The 17,709-nt window shown below is 71.1% G+C and carries 19 protein-coding genes; 10 read left to right on the top strand and 9 right to left on the bottom strand.

What is annotated here, in order from left to right:
- Nucleotides 1-14: 14 nt before the first annotated feature.
- On the top strand, nt 15-275 hold the full coding sequence (locus ACWEOO_RS28520; RefSeq protein ID WP_452145641.1) for a WhiB family transcriptional regulator: 261 nt from the start codon (nt 15-17) through the stop codon (nt 273-275).
- Here the strand turns inward: ACWEOO_RS28520 and ACWEOO_RS28525 are convergent.
- From ACWEOO_RS28525 to ACWEOO_RS28540, 4 genes are all read right to left on the bottom strand, one after another.
- Nucleotides 272-1,120, bottom strand: a complete 849-nt coding sequence (locus ACWEOO_RS28525; RefSeq protein ID WP_452145642.1) for an ATP-grasp domain-containing protein — start codon at nt 1,118-1,120, stop codon at nt 272-274. The genes ACWEOO_RS28520 and ACWEOO_RS28525 overlap by 4 nt on opposite strands.
- Nucleotides 1,077-2,276 (bottom strand): glycosyltransferase 87 family protein, encoded by a 1,200-nt coding sequence (locus tag ACWEOO_RS28530; protein WP_452145643.1) that lies wholly within the window; start codon nt 2,274-2,276, stop codon nt 1,077-1,079. The genes ACWEOO_RS28525 and ACWEOO_RS28530 overlap by 44 nt, the downstream gene beginning before the upstream one ends.
- A gap of 221 nt (nt 2,277-2,497) precedes the next feature.
- Nucleotides 2,498-3,748, bottom strand: a complete 1,251-nt coding sequence (locus ACWEOO_RS28535; RefSeq protein ID WP_452145644.1) for a DUF2064 domain-containing protein — start codon at nt 3,746-3,748, stop codon at nt 2,498-2,500.
- Nucleotides 3,745-4,395: a glycosyltransferase family 2 protein gene (locus ACWEOO_RS28540; protein WP_452145645.1), complete on the bottom strand. Its 651-nt coding sequence runs from the start codon at nt 4,393-4,395 to the stop codon at nt 3,745-3,747. Before ACWEOO_RS28540 ends, ACWEOO_RS28535 begins: the two co-directional genes overlap by 4 nt.
- A gap of 122 nt (nt 4,396-4,517) precedes the next feature.
- Between ACWEOO_RS28540 and ACWEOO_RS28545 the strand changes: the two genes are divergently transcribed.
- Nucleotides 4,518-5,216, top strand: coding sequence for a response regulator transcription factor (locus ACWEOO_RS28545; protein ID WP_359923355.1), 699 nt, complete (start codon nt 4,518-4,520; stop codon nt 5,214-5,216).
- A gap of 8 nt (nt 5,217-5,224) precedes the next feature.
- Nucleotides 5,225-6,379 (top strand): sensor histidine kinase, encoded by a 1,155-nt coding sequence (locus ACWEOO_RS28550; protein ID WP_359923358.1) that lies wholly within the window; start codon nt 5,225-5,227, stop codon nt 6,377-6,379.
- On the opposite strand, the gene ACWEOO_RS28555 is transcribed toward ACWEOO_RS28550, so the two are convergent.
- Nucleotides 6,359-7,372: an NAD-dependent epimerase/dehydratase family protein gene (locus ACWEOO_RS28555; protein WP_452145646.1), complete on the bottom strand. Its 1,014-nt coding sequence runs from the start codon at nt 7,370-7,372 to the stop codon at nt 6,359-6,361. The two genes, ACWEOO_RS28550 and ACWEOO_RS28555, sit on opposite strands and share 21 nt — an antisense overlap.
- Nucleotides 7,372-8,133 (bottom strand): S-methyl-5'-thioadenosine phosphorylase, encoded by a 762-nt coding sequence (locus ACWEOO_RS28560; protein ID WP_452145647.1) that lies wholly within the window; start codon nt 8,131-8,133, stop codon nt 7,372-7,374. Before ACWEOO_RS28560 ends, ACWEOO_RS28555 begins: the two co-directional genes overlap by 1 nt.
- Nucleotides 8,134-8,249: 116 nt before the next feature.
- Between ACWEOO_RS28560 and ACWEOO_RS28565 the strand changes: the two genes are divergently transcribed.
- Nucleotides 8,250-8,744 carry a hypothetical protein gene (locus tag ACWEOO_RS28565; RefSeq protein ID WP_359923365.1) on the top strand — a complete coding sequence of 165 codons (495 nt, stop codon included), beginning with the start codon at nt 8,250-8,252 and terminating at the stop codon, nt 8,742-8,744.
- Nucleotides 8,741-9,667, top strand: a complete 927-nt coding sequence (locus tag ACWEOO_RS28570; protein ID WP_452145648.1) for an RNA polymerase subunit sigma-70 — start codon at nt 8,741-8,743, stop codon at nt 9,665-9,667. The genes ACWEOO_RS28565 and ACWEOO_RS28570 overlap by 4 nt, the downstream gene beginning before the upstream one ends.
- Before the next feature lie 87 nt (nt 9,668-9,754).
- Here the strand turns inward: ACWEOO_RS28570 and ACWEOO_RS28575 are convergent, their stop codons facing one another.
- Nucleotides 9,755-11,410: a bifunctional 3'-5' exonuclease/DNA polymerase gene (locus ACWEOO_RS28575; RefSeq protein ID WP_452145649.1), complete on the bottom strand. Its 1,656-nt coding sequence runs from the start codon at nt 11,408-11,410 to the stop codon at nt 9,755-9,757.
- 135 nt (nt 11,411-11,545) lie between these two features.
- Between ACWEOO_RS28575 and ACWEOO_RS28580 the strand changes: the two genes are divergently transcribed.
- The 5 genes from ACWEOO_RS28580 (at nt 11,546) to ACWEOO_RS28600 (ending at nt 15,838) form a co-directional block, all read left to right on the top strand.
- A complete protein-coding gene (locus ACWEOO_RS28580) occupies nt 11,546-12,898 on the top strand; it encodes an aminotransferase-like domain-containing protein (protein WP_452145650.1) in 1,353 nt (450 codons plus the stop codon).
- 73 nt (nt 12,899-12,971) lie between these two features.
- A complete protein-coding gene (gene pdxS / locus ACWEOO_RS28585) occupies nt 12,972-13,862 on the top strand; it encodes a pyridoxal 5'-phosphate synthase lyase subunit PdxS (RefSeq protein ID WP_452145651.1) in 891 nt (296 codons plus the stop codon).
- Nucleotides 13,859-14,440, top strand: coding sequence for a DUF6891 domain-containing protein (locus ACWEOO_RS28590; RefSeq protein ID WP_359923383.1), 582 nt, complete (start codon nt 13,859-13,861; stop codon nt 14,438-14,440). Before pdxS ends, ACWEOO_RS28590 begins: the two co-directional genes overlap by 4 nt.
- On the top strand, nt 14,437-15,030 hold the full coding sequence (gene pdxT, locus ACWEOO_RS28595) for a pyridoxal 5'-phosphate synthase glutaminase subunit PdxT (RefSeq protein ID WP_452145652.1): 594 nt from the start codon (nt 14,437-14,439) through the stop codon (nt 15,028-15,030). Before ACWEOO_RS28590 ends, pdxT begins: the two co-directional genes overlap by 4 nt.
- 43 nt (nt 15,031-15,073) lie before the next feature.
- Nucleotides 15,074-15,838 carry a YebC/PmpR family DNA-binding transcriptional regulator gene (locus ACWEOO_RS28600; protein WP_452145653.1) on the top strand — a complete coding sequence of 255 codons (765 nt, stop codon included), beginning with the start codon at nt 15,074-15,076 and terminating at the stop codon, nt 15,836-15,838.
- A 3-nt stretch (nt 15,839-15,841) separates the two neighbouring features.
- On the opposite strand, the gene ACWEOO_RS28605 is transcribed toward ACWEOO_RS28600, so the two are convergent.
- Together ACWEOO_RS28605 and ACWEOO_RS28610 are read right to left on the bottom strand one after the other, a co-directional pair.
- Entirely contained in the window at nt 15,842-16,636 is a 795-nt protein-coding gene (locus ACWEOO_RS28605) for a hypothetical protein (protein WP_452145654.1), read from the bottom strand.
- 69 nt (nt 16,637-16,705) lie between these two features.
- Nucleotides 16,706-17,704, bottom strand: a complete 999-nt coding sequence (locus ACWEOO_RS28610) for a rhamnogalacturonan acetylesterase (protein ID WP_452145655.1) — start codon at nt 17,702-17,704, stop codon at nt 16,706-16,708.
- Nucleotides 17,705-17,709 lie beyond the last annotated feature (5 nt).

Below are 17,709 nucleotides of genomic sequence, written 5' to 3' on the forward strand. Positions count from 1 at the left end.
TTACCGTCGGAGTCATGAGGCCGACGCTGACCGTGATCGTGGATCCCGCCGACCGCTGGATGAGCCGGGCCGCGTGTATCGGTCAGGCGCCGGCGTACGACGAGAGCGCGTCGCGCTGGGAGCAGCGCAAAGCGCGCGAGCTGTGCCTCACGTCCTGCCCAGTGCTGGCCGACTGCCGGGAGTGGGCGCGGCGGACGAAGTACACCGGGACGGCCGCCGGCGAGACCCTGCTGTACGGGCGTCGCCGGGGCCACCCGGAGTCGGCTGCGAGTTAGATCCGGCCCGCGACGGCGGCGGCGAGTTTGCCGGCCGCGTCCGGGGACTGCGGGAGGAACAGGTACGGCTCGATGAGCTCGATCTCCATCAGCAGGAAGCGGTCGTTGACCACGACGCCGTCGACCCGGGCGTACGTCGGCGTCGGGCCGGAGGCGGCCAGCGCGGCGCGGGCGGCCTCGAGGACCGCCGCGGGCGGGTCGGCCGGAGTCGTCCGGCCGCCGTGCGACTCCTGGACCCGGTAGTCGCCGGCCGCGGGCTGCTTGATCACCGCGTGGCTGAACTCGCCGTCGAAGAACAGCAGCGACCACTCGCCGTCGGACTGGATCTCCGGCACGAACGGCTGCACGAGGTACACCACGTCGGGCAGCTCGTCGAGCGCCTGCTCGAGCTCGGGGGACCCCGCAACGCCGCGGACGGTGTGCAGGGCGTTGCCGCTCACGGTCGGCTTGATCACGATCTGCTCACCGGCCAGCCCGGCGACGACCTCGCGCAGGCACGGGCCCGCCGCGACCTGGGACGGGACGATCGCCACGCCGCGTTCGCGCAGTTCGAGCAGGTACTGCTTGTCGCTGTTCCAGCGGACCTGGTCCGTGGAGTTCAGCACCGGTACGCCGGCCTTGTCGAGCTGGGCGAGCCACTCGGTGAACACGTCGTACAGCCGGAAGTAGTCCCAGACCGTGCGCAGCAGGACCGCGTCGTAGGCGGACCAGTCGACCGACGGGTCGGTCCAGACCTCGACCACCGGGTCGAGGCCCGCGGCGCGGAGCGCGTCGAGGAGCGGGCGTTCGTGCGGGTGCAACTCAGCGTAGTCGGCCGAGGTCGCGAGGGCGATGCGTTTCGTCACGCCCGCCAGTGTTGGCGGCGAGGGACGCTGCGGTCAAACCTGATTCCGCAGCGACCCGGCCACGGAGCGTGAGTGCGATGACAACGATGACGGCGGCGGCCAGCTGGATCAGGCCCTGCCGGGTGTCGTGCCCGAAGCTCCCGTAGGCGAGGTACGACGCGACCGGTACGGCGATCCACTCGGGGCGGCCGGCCAGCGCGGCGAGGGCGATCAGCGGGAGGCCGTACCACGGGTACGTCGGCGTGGCGACCAGCAGCGCCGCGCCGTACAGCCAGCAGCACGTGAGCGCTATCGGGTCGCGGCGGGCACGGTGGAAGGCGAGGATCGCGAGGCCGAGCGCGAGGGCGGCGGCGACGGCCTGCCGGGCCTCAGGAGGCAGCAGGAGCGCGAGAATCGCCGACCGCGAGCTGCCGTCCTCGAAGCCTTCCTGGTTGAGGTAGCCGGGCAGGAAACCCAGCACCAGGATGCCGACGGCAAGGACGTGCGGGACATAGGACGCGACGAAGGTGCCCAGGGCAACGAGTGGCTTCCGGCGGCGGAATGCGGGGAGCAGCAGCAGCGGCAGGAGCTTCACGCTGCCGGCCGCGCCGAGGAGGATCGCGGCCAGTCGTGGCCGTCGGGCCGCCGTGACCACGGCGGCTGTGACGAGGAGCGCGGCGAGGACGTCGACGTGGGCGGCGTTGCTTGCTTCGAGGGCGACGATCGGTGACCAACCCCACAAGGCCGCCCACCGCGGGTTCTGTACGGCGAGTAGCCAGGTGAGTGCGATCGCGAGCAAAGCGGCTGCCAACTGCAGGCCGAGCGTGCCGACGGACCATGGCGTGACGAGCGCGACCACGGTGAAGTACGCCTCGGCGACGGGCGGGTAGATGGTCGGCACGCCCGGTCGGTTGATCCGCGTCCGGGCGTCGTCCACCGGCAGACTCGCCGGGTCCTTCGGGATGCTCGTTACGCCTGACCGCTGATCCGGCGACAACCCCGGGAACAGCACCGGGTCCCGCAGGTGCGCCAACCGATCGTCCAGCGGCACGTAGCCGTACGGCGAATGCCCCGACAACTGCACACGCCCGTCCCACACGTACCGGTAGGCGTCCGTGCTCGTGATCGGTGCGTGCAGCACCCCCGGCACCTGGCACAGCCCCGCCACAACCACCACGGCGCCGACAGTCAACCCCCGCCCGAACCGCCAAACCAACACCCCCACCACCACAGTCCCCACAGCCAGCACGACGTTGGGCCACCACTGCCGCTCGGCCGCCGCAACCACCGCCGCCGCGCCGACCGCCGCGCCCCCACCGGCGACCCAAGCCCTTCTTTGAGCACCGTTCGACCATTTCGACGCCGTTTTTTTGGTTGGCCCGGGCCCAAGGTCGCCGTTCATGCGGTCCTGCGGAGGGTCAGGAAGGCTCGGTGGGGGGTCCGCCAGTCCTCGGTGGGGTGGAGGTGGGTGGTACGGGCGTGCCGGATCAGGGCGCGGGTGCCGATCCTTGCCCAGGGCAACGGGGTGGAACGGCGTCCGGTGGAGCTGCGCAGCACGATCGGCGTGGTGTCGTCGAGTTCGTCGTCCGGGTCGACCTCGACGAGCACGAGACCGTCGGGCCGGACGAGCTCGGCGCAGCGCCGCAGCAGGTCCGCCGGATCACCGCCGATCCCGATGTTGCCGTCCATCAGCACCACGCTGCCCCAGCGTCCTTCGCCAGGCAGCCGGTCCTGTACCGGGCGATGCAGCGCGGCCGCACCGCGCGACGTGGTGAGCGACACCGCACGCGGCGACACGTCGACCCCGAGTGCGGGGATGCCGCGTTCCGCCAGCGCGGTGACGATCCGCCCCGGCCCGCACCCGATGTCCAGCACCGGCCCTTCGCATCGGCTCAGCGCCAGTCGATCCACCTCGTCCGCGGGTGCCGTCCAGCGGTCCAGCTCGGACAATGACGGCACGGTCCGCCCGTCGGGGCCCGTGGCAACGACCTGCGTCGTACCGCCGAGCGCCTGGTCGAACAGCAGCCCTGGATGCGCTGCGTGCTGCAGCCGCCGATACAGGCGCGACACGCGCAACGACGGAAACTCGGCCGCGAGGTAGGCCGCGTCCCGTGGCGTGTCCATGTCCCGCAACGTCGGCAGCATTCGCACCCGCAATCCCAGCGAGAGCAGCCGCCGGAGCTGGTCCCGTCCGGTGTGGTCGGTCGACATCGGTACGCCGACCAGCGCGCGCCGATCCGGCTGCCGGAGCCCGAGGCACCAGTACCCGCCGTCCTCGGTCAACCCGAGCACCGCGTCGTACCCGGACCAGTGGAATCCGAGGAGGTCGGGTCGTAGCTGCGGCGTGTCCATCCCGACGAGCAGCATCGGCGTACCGTCGTACGCGTCCTCGAACGCCGCCGCGAGCCGTTCGTCGAGTCCGCCGCCGCGCTGCTCCACGACCCCGAACCCGGGCGGCAGCCACGGCCCCGGATCGCCCTCGAGTACGACCACTCGGCGCGTCGCGGGCGCGGCCTGGACCGCGCTGAGGGTGTCGACGAGCGACGCCCGCGCGAGCGCCGCGGCCTCCCGCGGGGTGAACTCGGTCTGCAGCCGCGTCTTCACCCGCCCGGGCACGGGTTCCTTCGCGATCACGATCAGGGTGTTCACCGGGCGAGCACCTTGGACATGTCGCGGACCGCGCGGGCGGCGCCCAGCGGCGTACCGGTGACTTTCGAGCGGCCCGAGCGCGGGAGGTAGTCGACGTCGACCTCCGCGATCCGCCAGCCCGCGTCGGCGGCGCGGACGACCGTCTCGAGCGGGTATCCGGAGCGCCGGTCGGTCAGCCCGAGACCCAGCAGTGCGGTACGCCGGGCCGCGCGCATCGGGCCGAGATCGTGCAAGGCCACGCCCGTACGCCGCCGGATCCGCCGGGAGAGCTCCGCGTTGGCCAGCCGGAGGTGCCACGGCCAGACCTGCCGCGACACCGGGCGCCGGCGGCCGACGATCAGGTCCGCGCGGCCGGCGACGACCGGCGCGACGACCCGGACCAGCTGCCGGGGATCGAGTGAGGCGTCCGCGTCCATCACCGCGACGACGTCCGCGTCGGCCGCCTCCAGACCGGCGTGACACGCGGCGCCGTACCCCTTCGGTTCGCACCGTACGACGGTCGCGCCGAACCCGGCGGCGACCGCGGCCGAGTCGTCCGTGGAGCCGTTGTCGACGACGATGGCGCGGACACCGGGTGGGATCCGTTCGAGGACCCAGGGCAGCGCGGCCGCCTCGTTCAGGCACGGCAGGACGAGATCGACCGACATGCTTCGACGGTAAGGACGGATCCGCGCCCGCGGCGGCCGAACACGACTACGGGTCGCTTACGGCGCACTGCGTAGCGGTGCTGGTGCGGCGGCTGGACGAGTGGAGGATCTACGCTCGGAGCGTGGCTACTCGTGTGCTTGTGGTGGACGACGACCCGACCGTGTCGAACGTCGTCTCGGCCTATCTGACGAAGGCCGGGTACGACGCCCGCGTGGTCGCGGACGGCGCGTCCGCGGTCGAGGTCTGGCAGCAGTGGAAGCCGTCCGTCGTCGTCCTGGACGTGATGCTTCCCGGGCTGTCCGGGCTCGAGGTGCTGCGCCGGATGCGCGCGGCCGACGACGGCGCCGCGGTGATCATGCTGTCCGCACGCGGCGAGGAGGAGGACCGGCTGGTTGGGCTCGAGGTCGGCGCCGACGACTACGTGGTCAAGCCGTTCAGCCCGCGGGAGCTCACGTTGCGGGTGCAGGCGATGGTGCGGCGCGAGGAGCGGCTGGCCGGGCTCGATCTGACACCGACGAAGCTGAGCGCGGGGCCGGTGATGGTCGACACCGCGGCCCGGCGGGCGTATCTCGACGGGACCGAGCTGTCGCTGACGCATCGCGAGTTCGACCTGCTGGCGTATCTGGTGTCGCACGCCGGCAAGGCGTACACGAAGGCCGAGTTGCTGCGCCGCGTCTGGGGCTGGGACTTCGGCGACTCGTCCACCGTCACCGTGCACGTCCGGCGGCTGCGGGAGAAGATCGAGACGGACCCGTCCGACCCGAAGCTCGTGCTCACCGTGCCGCGCACCGGCTACCTGTTCGCGGGTGACGCCGAGTGAACAGGGACATGGCGACCATCCTGGCGCTGACCACCTTGTGGACGCTCGTGGTGGCAGCGGTCGGGGCGGCCGTGTTGTGGCGTTTCCGGCGGCGGTCGTTGCGGATCACGATGATCGTGGCGGCGCTGGCCCCGATGGCCGGCGCACTGGCCGCGGTGCTGCAGAGCGTCCGGGCGATGTTCATCTCCGAGCACGACTCGTGGGTGGTGTTGTGGACGCTCGCCTTCGCGGCGCTGCTCGGGCTGGCGATGTCGGTGCTGCTCGGGCACTGGATCAGCGTCGGGTCGCGGGACGTCGGGCGGCGGTTGCGGCATCTCGGCACGTCCTACGAGCCGACCGAGGCCGTCGGCGGGGCGGTGCCGGCCGAGCTGGCCGCGTTAACCGACGAGCTGGAGATGACCCGGAAGAAGCTGGCGGCATCGCATCAGCGGGAGCGGGCGCTGGAGACGAGCCGGCGGGAACTGGTCGCGTTCATGTCACATGATCTGCGGACGCCGCTGGCCGGGTTGCGCGCGGTGTCCGAAGGTCTCGAGGACGGCGTCATCGACGACGTACCGGGGGCGCTGCGGCAGATGCGGGCGACGGTCGACCGGATGACCGGGCTCGTGGACGACCTGTTCGAGCTGTCCCGGTTGTCGGCCGCTCCGCCGCCGCGCCGACGGTCCGCGGTCAGCCTTCGGGAGCTGGCCGAGGACGTCGCGGGCGAGAACAACGAGCACGCCCGGGCCGAAGGCGTCCAGCTGGCGGTGTCCACGCCGGACGACGACGATCGGCTCGCCGTCCAAGGGGATCCGGACGAGTTGACGCGCGCGGTCACCAACCTGGTCGGCAACGCGATCCGGCACACCGCGCCGGGCGGGACCGTGACGCTGGCGGTGGACCGGGAGACCGACGGGCGGGTGCGGCTCGCGGTGACCGACGGCTGCGGCGGGATCCCGGACGACGACCTGGACCGGGTCTTCGACGTCGGCTGGCGCGGCGACGAGCAGCGCACGCCCGAGTCCGTCGACGGCCGGTCGGGCGGCGGCGGTCTGGGACTGGCGATCGCGCGCGGCGTGGTCGAGTCCCACGACGGAAAGATTGCCGTCAGCAACGTCGACGGCGGCTGCGCGTTCCGGATCGACCTGCCGCCGGTGCCCGTGCTAACCGGCCGAGCGGAGTAGGTCCTCCAGACCGGTCTGCAGGTCGTACGCCGGCTTCCAGCCCAGCTCGTCCTTCAGGCGGTCCGACGAGGCGGTGATGTGCCGGACGTCGCCGAGGCGGTACTCGCCGGTGACGATCGGCGCCGGCCCGCCGTACGCGCGGGCCAGCTCGGCGGCGACCTCACCGATGGTGGTGACGGTCCCGGTGCCGACGTTGTACGCCCGGAACGCCGGCTGTTGGGGGAGTGCCGCAGCCGACAGCGTCACCGCGGCCGCGACGTCGCGGACGTCGACGAAGTCGCGGCGCTGACCGCCGTCCTCGAAGACCCGCGGCGTCTCGCCGCGTTCGAGCATCGACCGGAAGATCGCGGCGACCCCGGCGTACGGCGTGTTCCGCGGCATGCCGGGTCCGTACACGTTGTGGAAGCGCAGCGCGGTGACCCGGCCACCGGTCTCGCGCGCCCAGGTGGCGGCGAGATGCTCGCCGTTGAGCTTGCTGGCCGCGTAGGCGTTGCGCGGATCCGGTACGGCGTCCTCGCTGACGAGCCCCGGGCGGAGCGGCGCTCCGCACAGCGGGCAGGGCGGTTCGAAGCGGCCGGCGTCCAGGTCCTCGGTACGCCGGGGGCCCGGGGCGACCTGTCCGTGCTCGTCGCAGTCGTACCGCCCCTCGCCGTACACGACCATCGAGCTCGCGTAGACGAGGTTGCGGACGGTGCCGAGGGACTTCAGCAGTACCGCCGTACCGAGGCTGTTGGAGGAGACGTAGTCGTCGATGTCGTCGAGGTGTACGCCGAGCCCGACCTTCGCGGCCAGGTGGATGACGGTGTCGATGCCCTCGAAGGTGCGCGGGTCGCGGACGTCGCCGACGATCAGGCCGGGCCGTGGCTCCGGGCGGTGGGCGTGGACGTCCGGGCGGAACGAGTCGAGGACGGTGACCTCGTGGCCCTCGGCAAGAAGCTGGTCGTGGACGTGGCGGCCGATGAAACCGGCTCCGCCGGTCAGCAGGACTCTCATCAGGCGTCCAGCGAGTGACGGCAGCTGCAGTCCGCGTCCGGTTTCGGGAGCTGGCCGATGACGTCCTTCAGCAGCTGTTGCAGCCGCTCGATGCTGAGCTTGAAGGCCTCGAAGACCTCTGCCTGGGTGACGCCCGTGCCGGTCTGCACGCCTGCGTCGTGGTCGGTGACGACGGCGATCGACGTGTAGCAGAGTGCGAGTTCGCGGGCGATCGCTGCCTCCGGGGCACCCGTCATGCCGACGACGGACCAGCCCTGTGCGGCGTGCCACCGCGACTCGGCGCGGGTCGAGAACCGCGGTCCGTTGACGACGACCATCGTGCCGTCCGGTACGACGTTGCCTGCGGCAATCACCGTGGCGCGGCCGACCGGGCAGTACGGGTCGGCGGCCGACGTGTGGACCACCGGCGCCTCGTCGTACACGGTGTGCTCCCGGCCCCACGTCCGGTCGACGTACTGGTCGGGGACCACGAACGTGCCGGGCGTCAGCTCGGGTCTGAGCGAGCCGACCGCGCACGGGCCGAGGACCTGGCGGACGCCGAGCTCACGCAGCGCCCACAGGTTCGCGCGGTAGTTGACTCGGTGCGGCGGGAACCGGTGATCGGCGCCGTGCCGCGGGATGAACACGACCTCCCGCCCGTCGAGGTCACCGACCACCGGCGGCTCGCTCGGAGCGCCGTACGGGGTGTCGATCTCGATGGTCTCCGCAGCGGTCAGGAACGAGTAGAACCCGGACCCGCCGATCACGCCGATATCAGCCATGCTGCCGACGCTAGTGCCGCGAACCGTCGTGACTACCGAGTCCGGACGGACCGTCAGCACTCCGTAATCGGCGGGGTCGTGTGGGGACGGGCGGAGCGGTGAGGTTGGCTTGGGGTGTGGAGATCTCGTGGGTGCTGCTCGCGGTGGGGGTGGTGCTGCTGGTGATCGGCGCCTACGCGAGCTGGACCGCGGGGCGGCTCGACCGGCTGCACCGGCGGGTGGAGCTGGCCCGTGCCGCGCTGGAGACCGAGCTGGCGCGACGGTCCGCCCTGGTCGCGGAGTTGGCCGGCAGCGACATTCTCGACCCGGCCTCCGCGCTGCTCCTCCTCGACGCCGCGCACCGCGCCCGCGCTGCCTCGCTGGAGTCACTCGAGGTCCGCGAACAGGCCGAGTCCGCCCTCACCCGCGCGATCCACGCCACCGGCACCGAGGTCGAACCCTGGGCGGGCGAGCTGGCCCTGGCCGTGCGCCGCGTCCAACTGGCCCGCCGCTTCCACAACGACGTCGTCGGCTCGGCCCGCGACCTGCGCCGCCGCCGGCTCGTCACCTGGTTCCGCCTCGCCGGCCGCGCCCCGATGCCGACCACGATCGAACTCGAGGACGGACGATGAGCAGCTTCGAAGCGGACATCGAGCGGTACCGGCACGAGTTGCGGGTGCACTGTTACCGGATGCTCGGGTCGTACGACGAGGCCGAAGATCTGGTCCAGGAGACGTTCTTGCGGGCGTGGCGGGCGCGCGGGGAGTTCGAGGGGCGGTCGTCGGTCCGGGCGTGGCTGTACCGGATCGCGACGAACGCGTGTATCGACGTACGGCGGCCGCGGCGGGTGTTGCCGTACCAGTTGGAGCCGGCCTCGTTCCCCGCGACGGCGTTGCCGGCGCGGGACGACGAGGCGTGGCTGCAGCCGTTTCCCGACGTACTGCTCGATCGGGCCGAGGAACCGGACGCGGTCGCGATCCGGCGGGAGACGATCGAGCTGGCGTTCCTGATCGCGATCCAGCACCTGCCCGCGCGGCAACGCGCCGTACTGATCTTCCGCGACGTCCTCGGCTGGTCCGCGCGGGAGACCGCGGCCGCGGTGTCGCTGTCCGTCGCTGCGGTCAACTCGGCGCTCCAACGCGCCCGCCCGGTGCTTCGCGAACACCTGCCGTCGCATCGCTCGGAGTGGTCGGCGCACGACTCGTCCGACGACGAACGCAAACTGCTGCAGCGCTACCTGACCGCCTGGGACAACGCCGACCCCGCCGCACTCGCCGCGCTCATGCACGAGGACATCCGCATCACCATGCCGCCGTACCCGTTCTGGTTCTCAGGCATCGAAGACGCGATCCGCTCCCTGACCCCCAACCTCACCCCGGCCCGCTGGCGCTTCCTCCCCACCACCGTCAACCACCAGCCAACCCTCGCCGCCTACCTCGAACACCACCTCTTCGCCCTCGACATCTTCCGCGTCGAAGAAGGCCGCATCGCCGAAATCACCGCGTTCGAAACGACCGACCACCAGCTGTACGACTTGCCGGAAAGGGTCGGATGAGCGATCGAGGTCGTGCGCCTGCCAACACATCCGCTGGCGGCCATGGTCCGCAGCGGCCGTGGTTGAGATTCGCCCGTGCCGCGATACCTACTTGGCGTCGGCGTAGGTTTCCACGGTGGCTGTGGTGAAGGCGAAGTTGGTGGGGGTGGGGCCGAAGGTGAGGGTGCCGGCGAGGTTGCCGGCGGTCTGGATGGCGGCGGTGACCTGGTCGGCTTCTTCGGCGGGGCAGTGCACGATGACCTCGTCGTGCTGGAAGAAGACGAGCTCGGCCTTCAGCGGCGCCAAGGACTGACGGAGGGCGGCGAGGAGCAGCAGGGCCCAGTCGGCCGCGCTGCCTTGGACGACGAAGTTCCTGGTGAAGCGACCGCGGGCGCGGGCATGGCGAGGATCCGTGGCGGGGATGTCGGCGGGCGGTCCTTCCAGCATGGCCTCGTCCAGTGGATGACCGCTCGGCGGGCAGGTGCGCCCCAGGTACGTCCGCACGAGCCGCCCCTCCTCACCCGCGCGCGCCGCGTCGTCGACGTACGCCACCGCCTGCGGGAACCGTTTGCGCAGCATGGCGAGATTCTTGAGCCCGTCGCCCGACGTCTGCCCGTAGATCGCGCCCAGCACGGCGATCTTCGCCTGCGCGCGGTCGCCGGAGAACGCCTGGTCCGACACGGCCTTGTAGAGGTCCCCGGGGTCCGCGGCGACCTCCATCAGGGCTCGGTCGCGGGAGATGGCGGCGAGCACCCGCGGCTCGAGCTGGGACGCGTCGGCGACGACGAGCCGCCAGCCGGGGTCGGCGACCACCGCGCGGCGGATCACCTTCGGGATCTGCAGCCCGCCGCCGCCGTTGGTCACCCAGCGACCCGAAACCGTGCCGCCGGGCAGGAACCCGGGCCGGAACCGCCCGTCGTGCACCCAGTCGTTCAGCCAGGTCCATCCGTTCGCCGTGTAGATCCGGTAGAGCTTCTTGTACTCCAGCAGCGGCGCGACCGCCGGATGGTCCAGATGCTCGAGCTCCCACTTCCGCGTCGACTTCACCTGGTACCCGGCCTGCTTGAACGCCTTCAGTACGTCAGCCGGCAACTCGGGCCGCACCCGGTGCCCGAACGCCGCGGAGATCTCGTCGGCGAGCTCGGTCAGCCGTCGCGGCTCGCCCGAACCGGCGAACCGCTCGCCGAGCAGCTCGCCCAGCACCTCCCGATGCGCGTCCGCGCTCCACGGCAACCCGGCCAGATCCATCTCGGCGGCGACCAGCATCGCGGACGACTCCGATGCCGTGAGCAACCGCATCCGGTCGGGGTGCTCGGCCAGGGCGTGCCGCCGGAGCTGGTCGGCGTACACCCGCAGGAGCGCCTCGAACGGCACCGGCTCGACGGCGATCTCGAACAGCGACGACTGCTCACCCGGTACGACGGCGCGCAGCGGCGGATCTGGCGGGACCGGGCCACCGCTGAGCCGGGCCCAGGCCGCGGCCGCGGACCGTGGCTCGCCGAGCCGCCCCTCGTGCCCGAGCAGCAGGCCCTCCGAGTTCTCGATGTCGTAGCACCGCTCCACCCGCACACCGGCGGCCAGCAACCGCGGGTAGACCTCCGCCGATGAACGCCACACCCACCGCGTGACCTGCGGCCGTGAGGCGACGGCGGCGACCAGATCCGGCTCACACAGGATCTCCCCAGCCGGCTGCCCGTCCGGATGCAGCGCAACGAGCATCGCCCCGCCGCCCTCCTCCGGAGCGATCAACCACCGTTCATCCACACCCGAATCCTCACACCCACGACCGACAGTTCCACACCCAGCACCTTGAGCCTCCACCGACCATTCCCGGCGTGCGAGATTGGTTGGCGGGTGCTCAAAGTCGGGCTATGAGGCCAGTTGTGGGAGACTGGACTTATGTGGCGGGCGGGGGATCTGGACGCGGCGGACGGGACCAAGACCGAGCAGGTCGAGGGACTGGTGCTGCGGCGGATCGAGCGCGGCGACCTGTCGATCGGGTCGCGGCTGCCGTCGGAGCGGGTCCTCGCGGAGCGGCTCGAGGTGAGCCGGGTGACCGTCGTCCGCGCGCTGGAGAACCTGCGCCGCGACGGCGTACTGGAGACCAAGCGCGGCTCCGGGACAGTGGTGCGGCCGCTGGACCGGCTGCTGGACCCGGTTGCGCCGGCGTCGACGGTGACGGCGGGGGACAGACCGGTGCTGGACCTGCGGTTCGCCACCACGGCCGCGCCGCATGACGTGGCCGAGGCGGCGGCGCAGATCGTGCAGGACGGGCTGCCGCAGGCCATGGGAGGCGACGGTCCACCGCCGGGTGGCTCACAGGAGCTCCGCACCGCACTGGCCGAGCGCCTGACTGCTGAGGGTGTCCCGACCGAGCCGGAACAGCTGACGCTCACAGTCGGCGCAGCAGCCGGTTTGAATGCCGCCCTGGCCGGACTGGACCTCGGACCGGGCGTAGCGATCACGGAGACCCCGACGTACCCGGCTGCCTTTGACCTGCTGCGAAAACACCGCCTGGACGTGGCCGGCTGGCCTGCCGGGGTCTGGGACACCGATCAGCTCGCGCACCTGTGCCGACGGCATCGGCCGAAAGTCATCTACCTACAGGCCGACAACCACAACCCCACAGGTCTCAGCTTGCCTGCGGACCGGCGGCAGGCGGTTGTAGAGATCGCACGCCGGTACGGCGCGGCGCTGATCAGTGACGAGACCATGCGCCCGTTGTGGCTGGCGGCCGGGGACCAGGCCGAGCCTCTGAGCCGATACCCCAGGACCGTGAGTGTGGGGTCGCTGTCGAAGACGGTCTGGGGTGGGCTGCGGGTCGGGTGGGTGCGGACGGGCAAGCAGTTGCGCCGGCGGATCAACACAGCGGCTCAGCTCAGCGTGGCTTCACCCAGCGCTCTGGACGATCTGCTGGCCCGGGCCATCGTGCCGAAGCTCGACAAGGTGATCGGCCGGCGGCGGACCAGGCTGCGGGCCAACCTGAACGCGCTGGAGACCGGACTCCGGACACTCGACGGTGTGGCTTGGCCCACCCCGACAGGCGGTATGACGCTGTGGCTGGAGCTGACCGAGACGCGGGCGCGCCGCGTCCTGGAGGCGGCCCGGGAGCAGGGGCTGCTGCTCGGCGCGGGCGACCTGTTCACGCCGGACGGCACCGACCGGCGGCACATCCGGATCCCGTTCACAGCCCCGCCGGCCACGCTGCGGCTCGTGGTGGCCCGGCTGGGGGAGGCGCTTCAGTCCACTTGATCCACGGTGGACTGAAGTTCGGTGCCCGATACCTCCTAACCTGGACAGTGAGCCCCACGATCAGGAGGAAGAAGTGACCGAGAACCAGACCGGTACCGCCAAGGTGAAGCGCGGCATGGCCGAGATGCTCAAGGGCGGCGTGATCATGGACGTCGTGACCGCCGAGCAGGCCAAGATCGCCGAGGACGCCGGTGCGGTCGCGGTGATGGCGCTGGAGCGGGTCCCGGCCGACATCCGCGCCCAGGGCGGCGTCTCCCGGATGAGCGACCCGGACATGATCGACAGCATCATCAACGCCGTCTCGATCCCGGTGATGGCCAAGGCCCGGATCGGCCACTTCGTCGAGGCGCAGGTGCTGCAGAGCCTCGGTGTCGACTACATCGACGAGTCCGAGGTGCTCACCCCGGCCGACTACGCCAACCACATTGACAAGTGGCAGTTCACGGTGCCGTTCGTCTGCGGCGCGACCAACCTGGGCGAGGCGCTGCGCCGGATCACCGAGGGCGCGGCGATGATCCGTTCCAAGGGCGAGGCCGGCACCGGCGACGTCTCCAACGCGACCACCCACATGCGCCAGATCCGCCAGGAGATCCGCAAGCTGCAGAGCCTTCCCGAGGACGAGCTGTACGTCGCGGCGAAGGAGCTGCAGGCGCCGTACGAGCTGGTCAAGGAGGTCGCCGCGCTGGGCAAGCTGCCGGTCGTGCTGTTCACCGCCGGCGGGATCGCCACCCCGGCCGACGCCGCGATGATGATGCAGCTCGGCGCCGAGGGCGTGTTCGTCGGCTCCGGCATCTTCAAGTCCGGCAACCCGGCGCAGCGTGCCGAGGCGATCGTCAAGGCCACCACCTTCCACGACGACCCCGACGTGATCGCCAAGGTCTCGCGCGGGCTGGGCGAGGCGATGGTCGGCATCAACGTCGACGAGATCCCGCAGCCGCACCGTCTCGCCGAGCGCGGCTGGTGACGTCGGCCAAGAGCCCGGGCGGCCTGCCGTCGGTGGACGAGCGGACCGCCCGGGAGCTGCGCGGCCTGGCCCGCGTCCTGGTCCGGTCCGGGTACGCCGACCACGCCGCGATCACCGCTGCGCTGACCGAGGCGGTGTCGGAGGACGCGCCGTCGATGGACGCGGCCGCGCTGGTGCCGCTGCTGATCGGTGAGGCGGTGATGGACCTCAACGAGGACGCCTCCGCCTGGCCGGCGACGACCGACACGGACCGGCTGGACGCCGTGCTGGCCGAGCTGGAGTCGCTCGGCCTGGTCGTGGTCCGGTACACGTCGGACCACCACGCGGCCCGGCAGGCGCTGGAGTCCGCCGAGCAACCGCAGGGCCTGGTGTTCTTCACCGACACCGACGTCTGGCACGCGGTCGACTTCGGGATGCTGGAGCTGAAGCTCTGGCACCCGGACACCGCCAACGTCGCGCCCGGCGAGCCGCTGCTCGAGGACGTGCTCGCGCTGCTCCGGCACAACGACCTACCGGCGACCTTCGACGAAGGCCGCATCGAGGTCACCCTGAACTGGCAACGGAGAGTGAACCTATGACCGTGATCGGTGTGTTCGCCTTGCAGGGGAATGTGCGGGAGCACGTCGCGATGCTGCGTGAGGTCGGCGTCGAGGCGGTTCCGGTCCGGCGGCCCGCGGAGCTCGCCGCTGTCGACGCGCTGGTGCTGCCGGGCGGCGAGTCGACCACGATGGACAAGCTGGCCCGGGCGTTCGAGCTGTTCGAGCCGCTGCAGAAGCGGATCGCGGACGGGATGCCGGTGTTCGGCACCTGCGCCGGGATGATCATGCTCGCGAACGAGATCACCGGCGGGATCGAGGGCCAGGAGACGCTCGGCGGGCTCGACGTCACGGTCCGGCGGAACGCCTTCGGGCGGCAGGTGGACTCGTTCGAGGCCGACCTGGAGTTCGCCGTGCTCGACACGCCGTACCACGCGGTATTCATCCGGGCACCGTGGGTGGAGCGCGTCGGCCGGGACGTGGAGGTACTCTCGACAGTGAGGACGGGCCCCGCCGCGGGTAGGATCGTCGCGGTTCGCCACGACCGGCTGCTGGCCACGTCGTTCCATCCGGAGATGACCGGGGACGCCAGGCTGCACGGCTACTTCGCCGAGTTGGTCCGCGGCCTCTGAGTCATCTGCAGTCGGTAGCAGCGGTAGAAGGGTTGGGTTTGCCATGTCAGGCCACTCCAAGTGGGCCACCACGAAGCACAAGAAGGCCGTCATCGACGCGAAGCGCGGCAAGCTCTTCGCGAAGCTGATCAAGAACATCGAGGTGGCCGCCCGGATGGGCGGTGGCGACCCTGGCGGGAACCCGACCCTGTACGACGCCATCCAGAAGGCGAAGAAGTCCTCGGTCCCGAACGACAACATCGACCGCGCCGTCAAGCGCGGCTCCGGTGCCGAGGCGGGCGGCGCGGAGTACCAGACGATCATGTACGAGGGCTACGGCCCGAACGGCGTGGCGATGCTGGTCGAGTGCCTGACCGACAACCGGAACCGGGCCGCCGCGGACGTCCGGACGGCGATGTCGCGCAACGGCGGCTCGCTCGCCGACCCGAACTCGGTCGCGTACCTGTTCAACCGCAAGGGCGTGATCGTCGTCGCCAAGGACCAGGACGGCAAGTCGCTGTCCGAGGACGACGTGATGGAGGCCGTGCTCGAGGCCGGCGCCGACGAGGTCAACGACCTGGGCGAGTCCTGGGAGGTCGTCACCGAGGCCACCGACCTGGTCGCGGCCCGGACGGCACTGCAGGACGCCGGTATCGACTACGACTCCGCCGACGTCCAGTTCGTCCCGTCGATGACGGTGGAGCTGGACGCCGACGGCGCCGGCAAGATCTTCCGCCTGATCGACGCCCTCGAGGACAGCGACGACGTCCAGAACGTCTACGCCAACTTCGACGTGTCGGACGAGATCATGGAAGCGGCCAACGCCTGACCGTCACATCCCGAGGGCCTTGCCGTCGATCACCTGAGCGGCCGGCGGGGCCTTCGGCGCGGTGACCTGGTCGTACTCGCTGAACGTCAGCGCGTCCTTGCTCGACGACTCCAGCCGGACCGGGCGTCCGGTGGCGGTGTCGACCCAGAGGGTGCCGTCGGTGTCGCGCAGCCCGATCGCGGTGACACTGCCGATCGTCCGGGGTGCGGTCTTGCGGGGCGTGCCGGTCGGCTCGAACAGCGTGTCGAAGAACTTCGGCTTGCTCGCGAACGCGGCGAGTTCGCCGAGGTCCTTGTCGGTCAGTGACGTCTTGATCCAGCGTCCGCCGACCAGGGCGATCACGGCGTCCGCGTCGGCCTTCGACTCGGTCTGCGCGCGCCAGAACTTGTCGCTGATCTTCAGATAGGCGGTCTTGCCGAGCACGATCAGCGAGAACGCGGCCCCGTTGATGCTCATGGTGCCCTGACCGCCGGTCTTCGCGAGCCGGATGTCCAGCACGATCCGGTCCCCGCCGTCGGACAGCGCACCCTTCATCCGCACGCTGGTCGCGGCCTTCGCGGCGGCCTGCGTCTTGTCCAGGATCTTGCTCGCGGACAGCCCGGCGATGTCGCTCGTCGGCGTACCGGCCGGTGTCGCCGGCGGCGCCGTCGAGGACGGCGCGGCCGACGTCGCTGTCGGTGTGGACGTCGGCGTGGCTCCCACTGCGTCGCTGGTTGCCGGGTCGGATCCCTTGCAACCAGCGAGAAGTATGACCAGCACGCCCACCATCGCGCCGGCCGCCGTACGACGTGTCAGCATCTTGCTCCCCCTCCAACACTGCCCAGTGCAGCTATCAGGGAGATGCGGCCGGCGCGCGAAAAGTTGCGATCAGCTCCAGTAGCGGTCCCCGACCAGCCCCAGCCTGGCTAGCTCGGCCGCGACCAGAGCGGCGTAGACAGTGGCGCCGTACTCCGACGTGTGGGTGTCGTCGCGCTTCTCCCGGGTCAGGTACAGCGCCTTGGCGTCCTCAGGGCCGAGTGCCTCGACGACGGCCTGGGTCCGGGCGGTGAGGTCGATGAGGCCGACCTGTTCGGTCGCCGCGATCGAGCGCATCTCGGCCGGCAGGTCGACGCCCAGGCCGTTGACGATCAGGCCGGTCGAGTTGAGCTTCGTCCCGGTGAACCACCGGCGCACGATCGGCGTCACCAGGACCGGTGTCGCGCCGGCTGAGCGGATGCCGGCGACGATCTCGGTCAGGTTGGCCCGGTACTGCTCGGCGGTCGTCTGCTTGTCGTTGTGGCCGAACTGCACGAGTACGACGTCCCGCGGCCGGAGCTGCGGTCGCAGTGCCGCCCACATCGCCGGCTCGGCGAGGAACGACACCGTGCTCTCACCTGATCCCGAGTGGTTCACCACCGACAGGCCCTGCCCGAACCGGCTGGGCAGCCGTTGACCCCAGCCTGTGTACGGCGCTGTCTCCTGGTCGGTGACCGTGGAGTCGCCGGCCAGGAACACCCGCCGGGTGCTGACCGGCGCCCGGGTCACGACCACATTCACCGGAGCTGCCCCGGAGACCCGCAGGGTGAGGCCAGGCGTGCCCGGCCCGCCGAAACCGTTCTGCTGCCCCTCCGGATCACGCACGTTGACCGTGAACCGCAGCACCTGCTCCGAGCTCCCCGACACCACCAGGCGCCGGGCCTCGGCGACTATGTCGACCGGTTCGTGCTCGCGACCGAACACCACCTTCACGTCGTAGTCGCCTGGCGGTAGGTCGTACGTACAGACCACCGGAGCTGAGTCGGTGCACTCCGACGGGACTGCTGCCGCGGCCGTCATTGGTTGTGCACCGAGCGCCAAGACGACGCCCGTGGCGAGCAAACGCACCATGGCGC

The organism is Kribbella sp. NPDC004138, assembly GCF_053603655.1.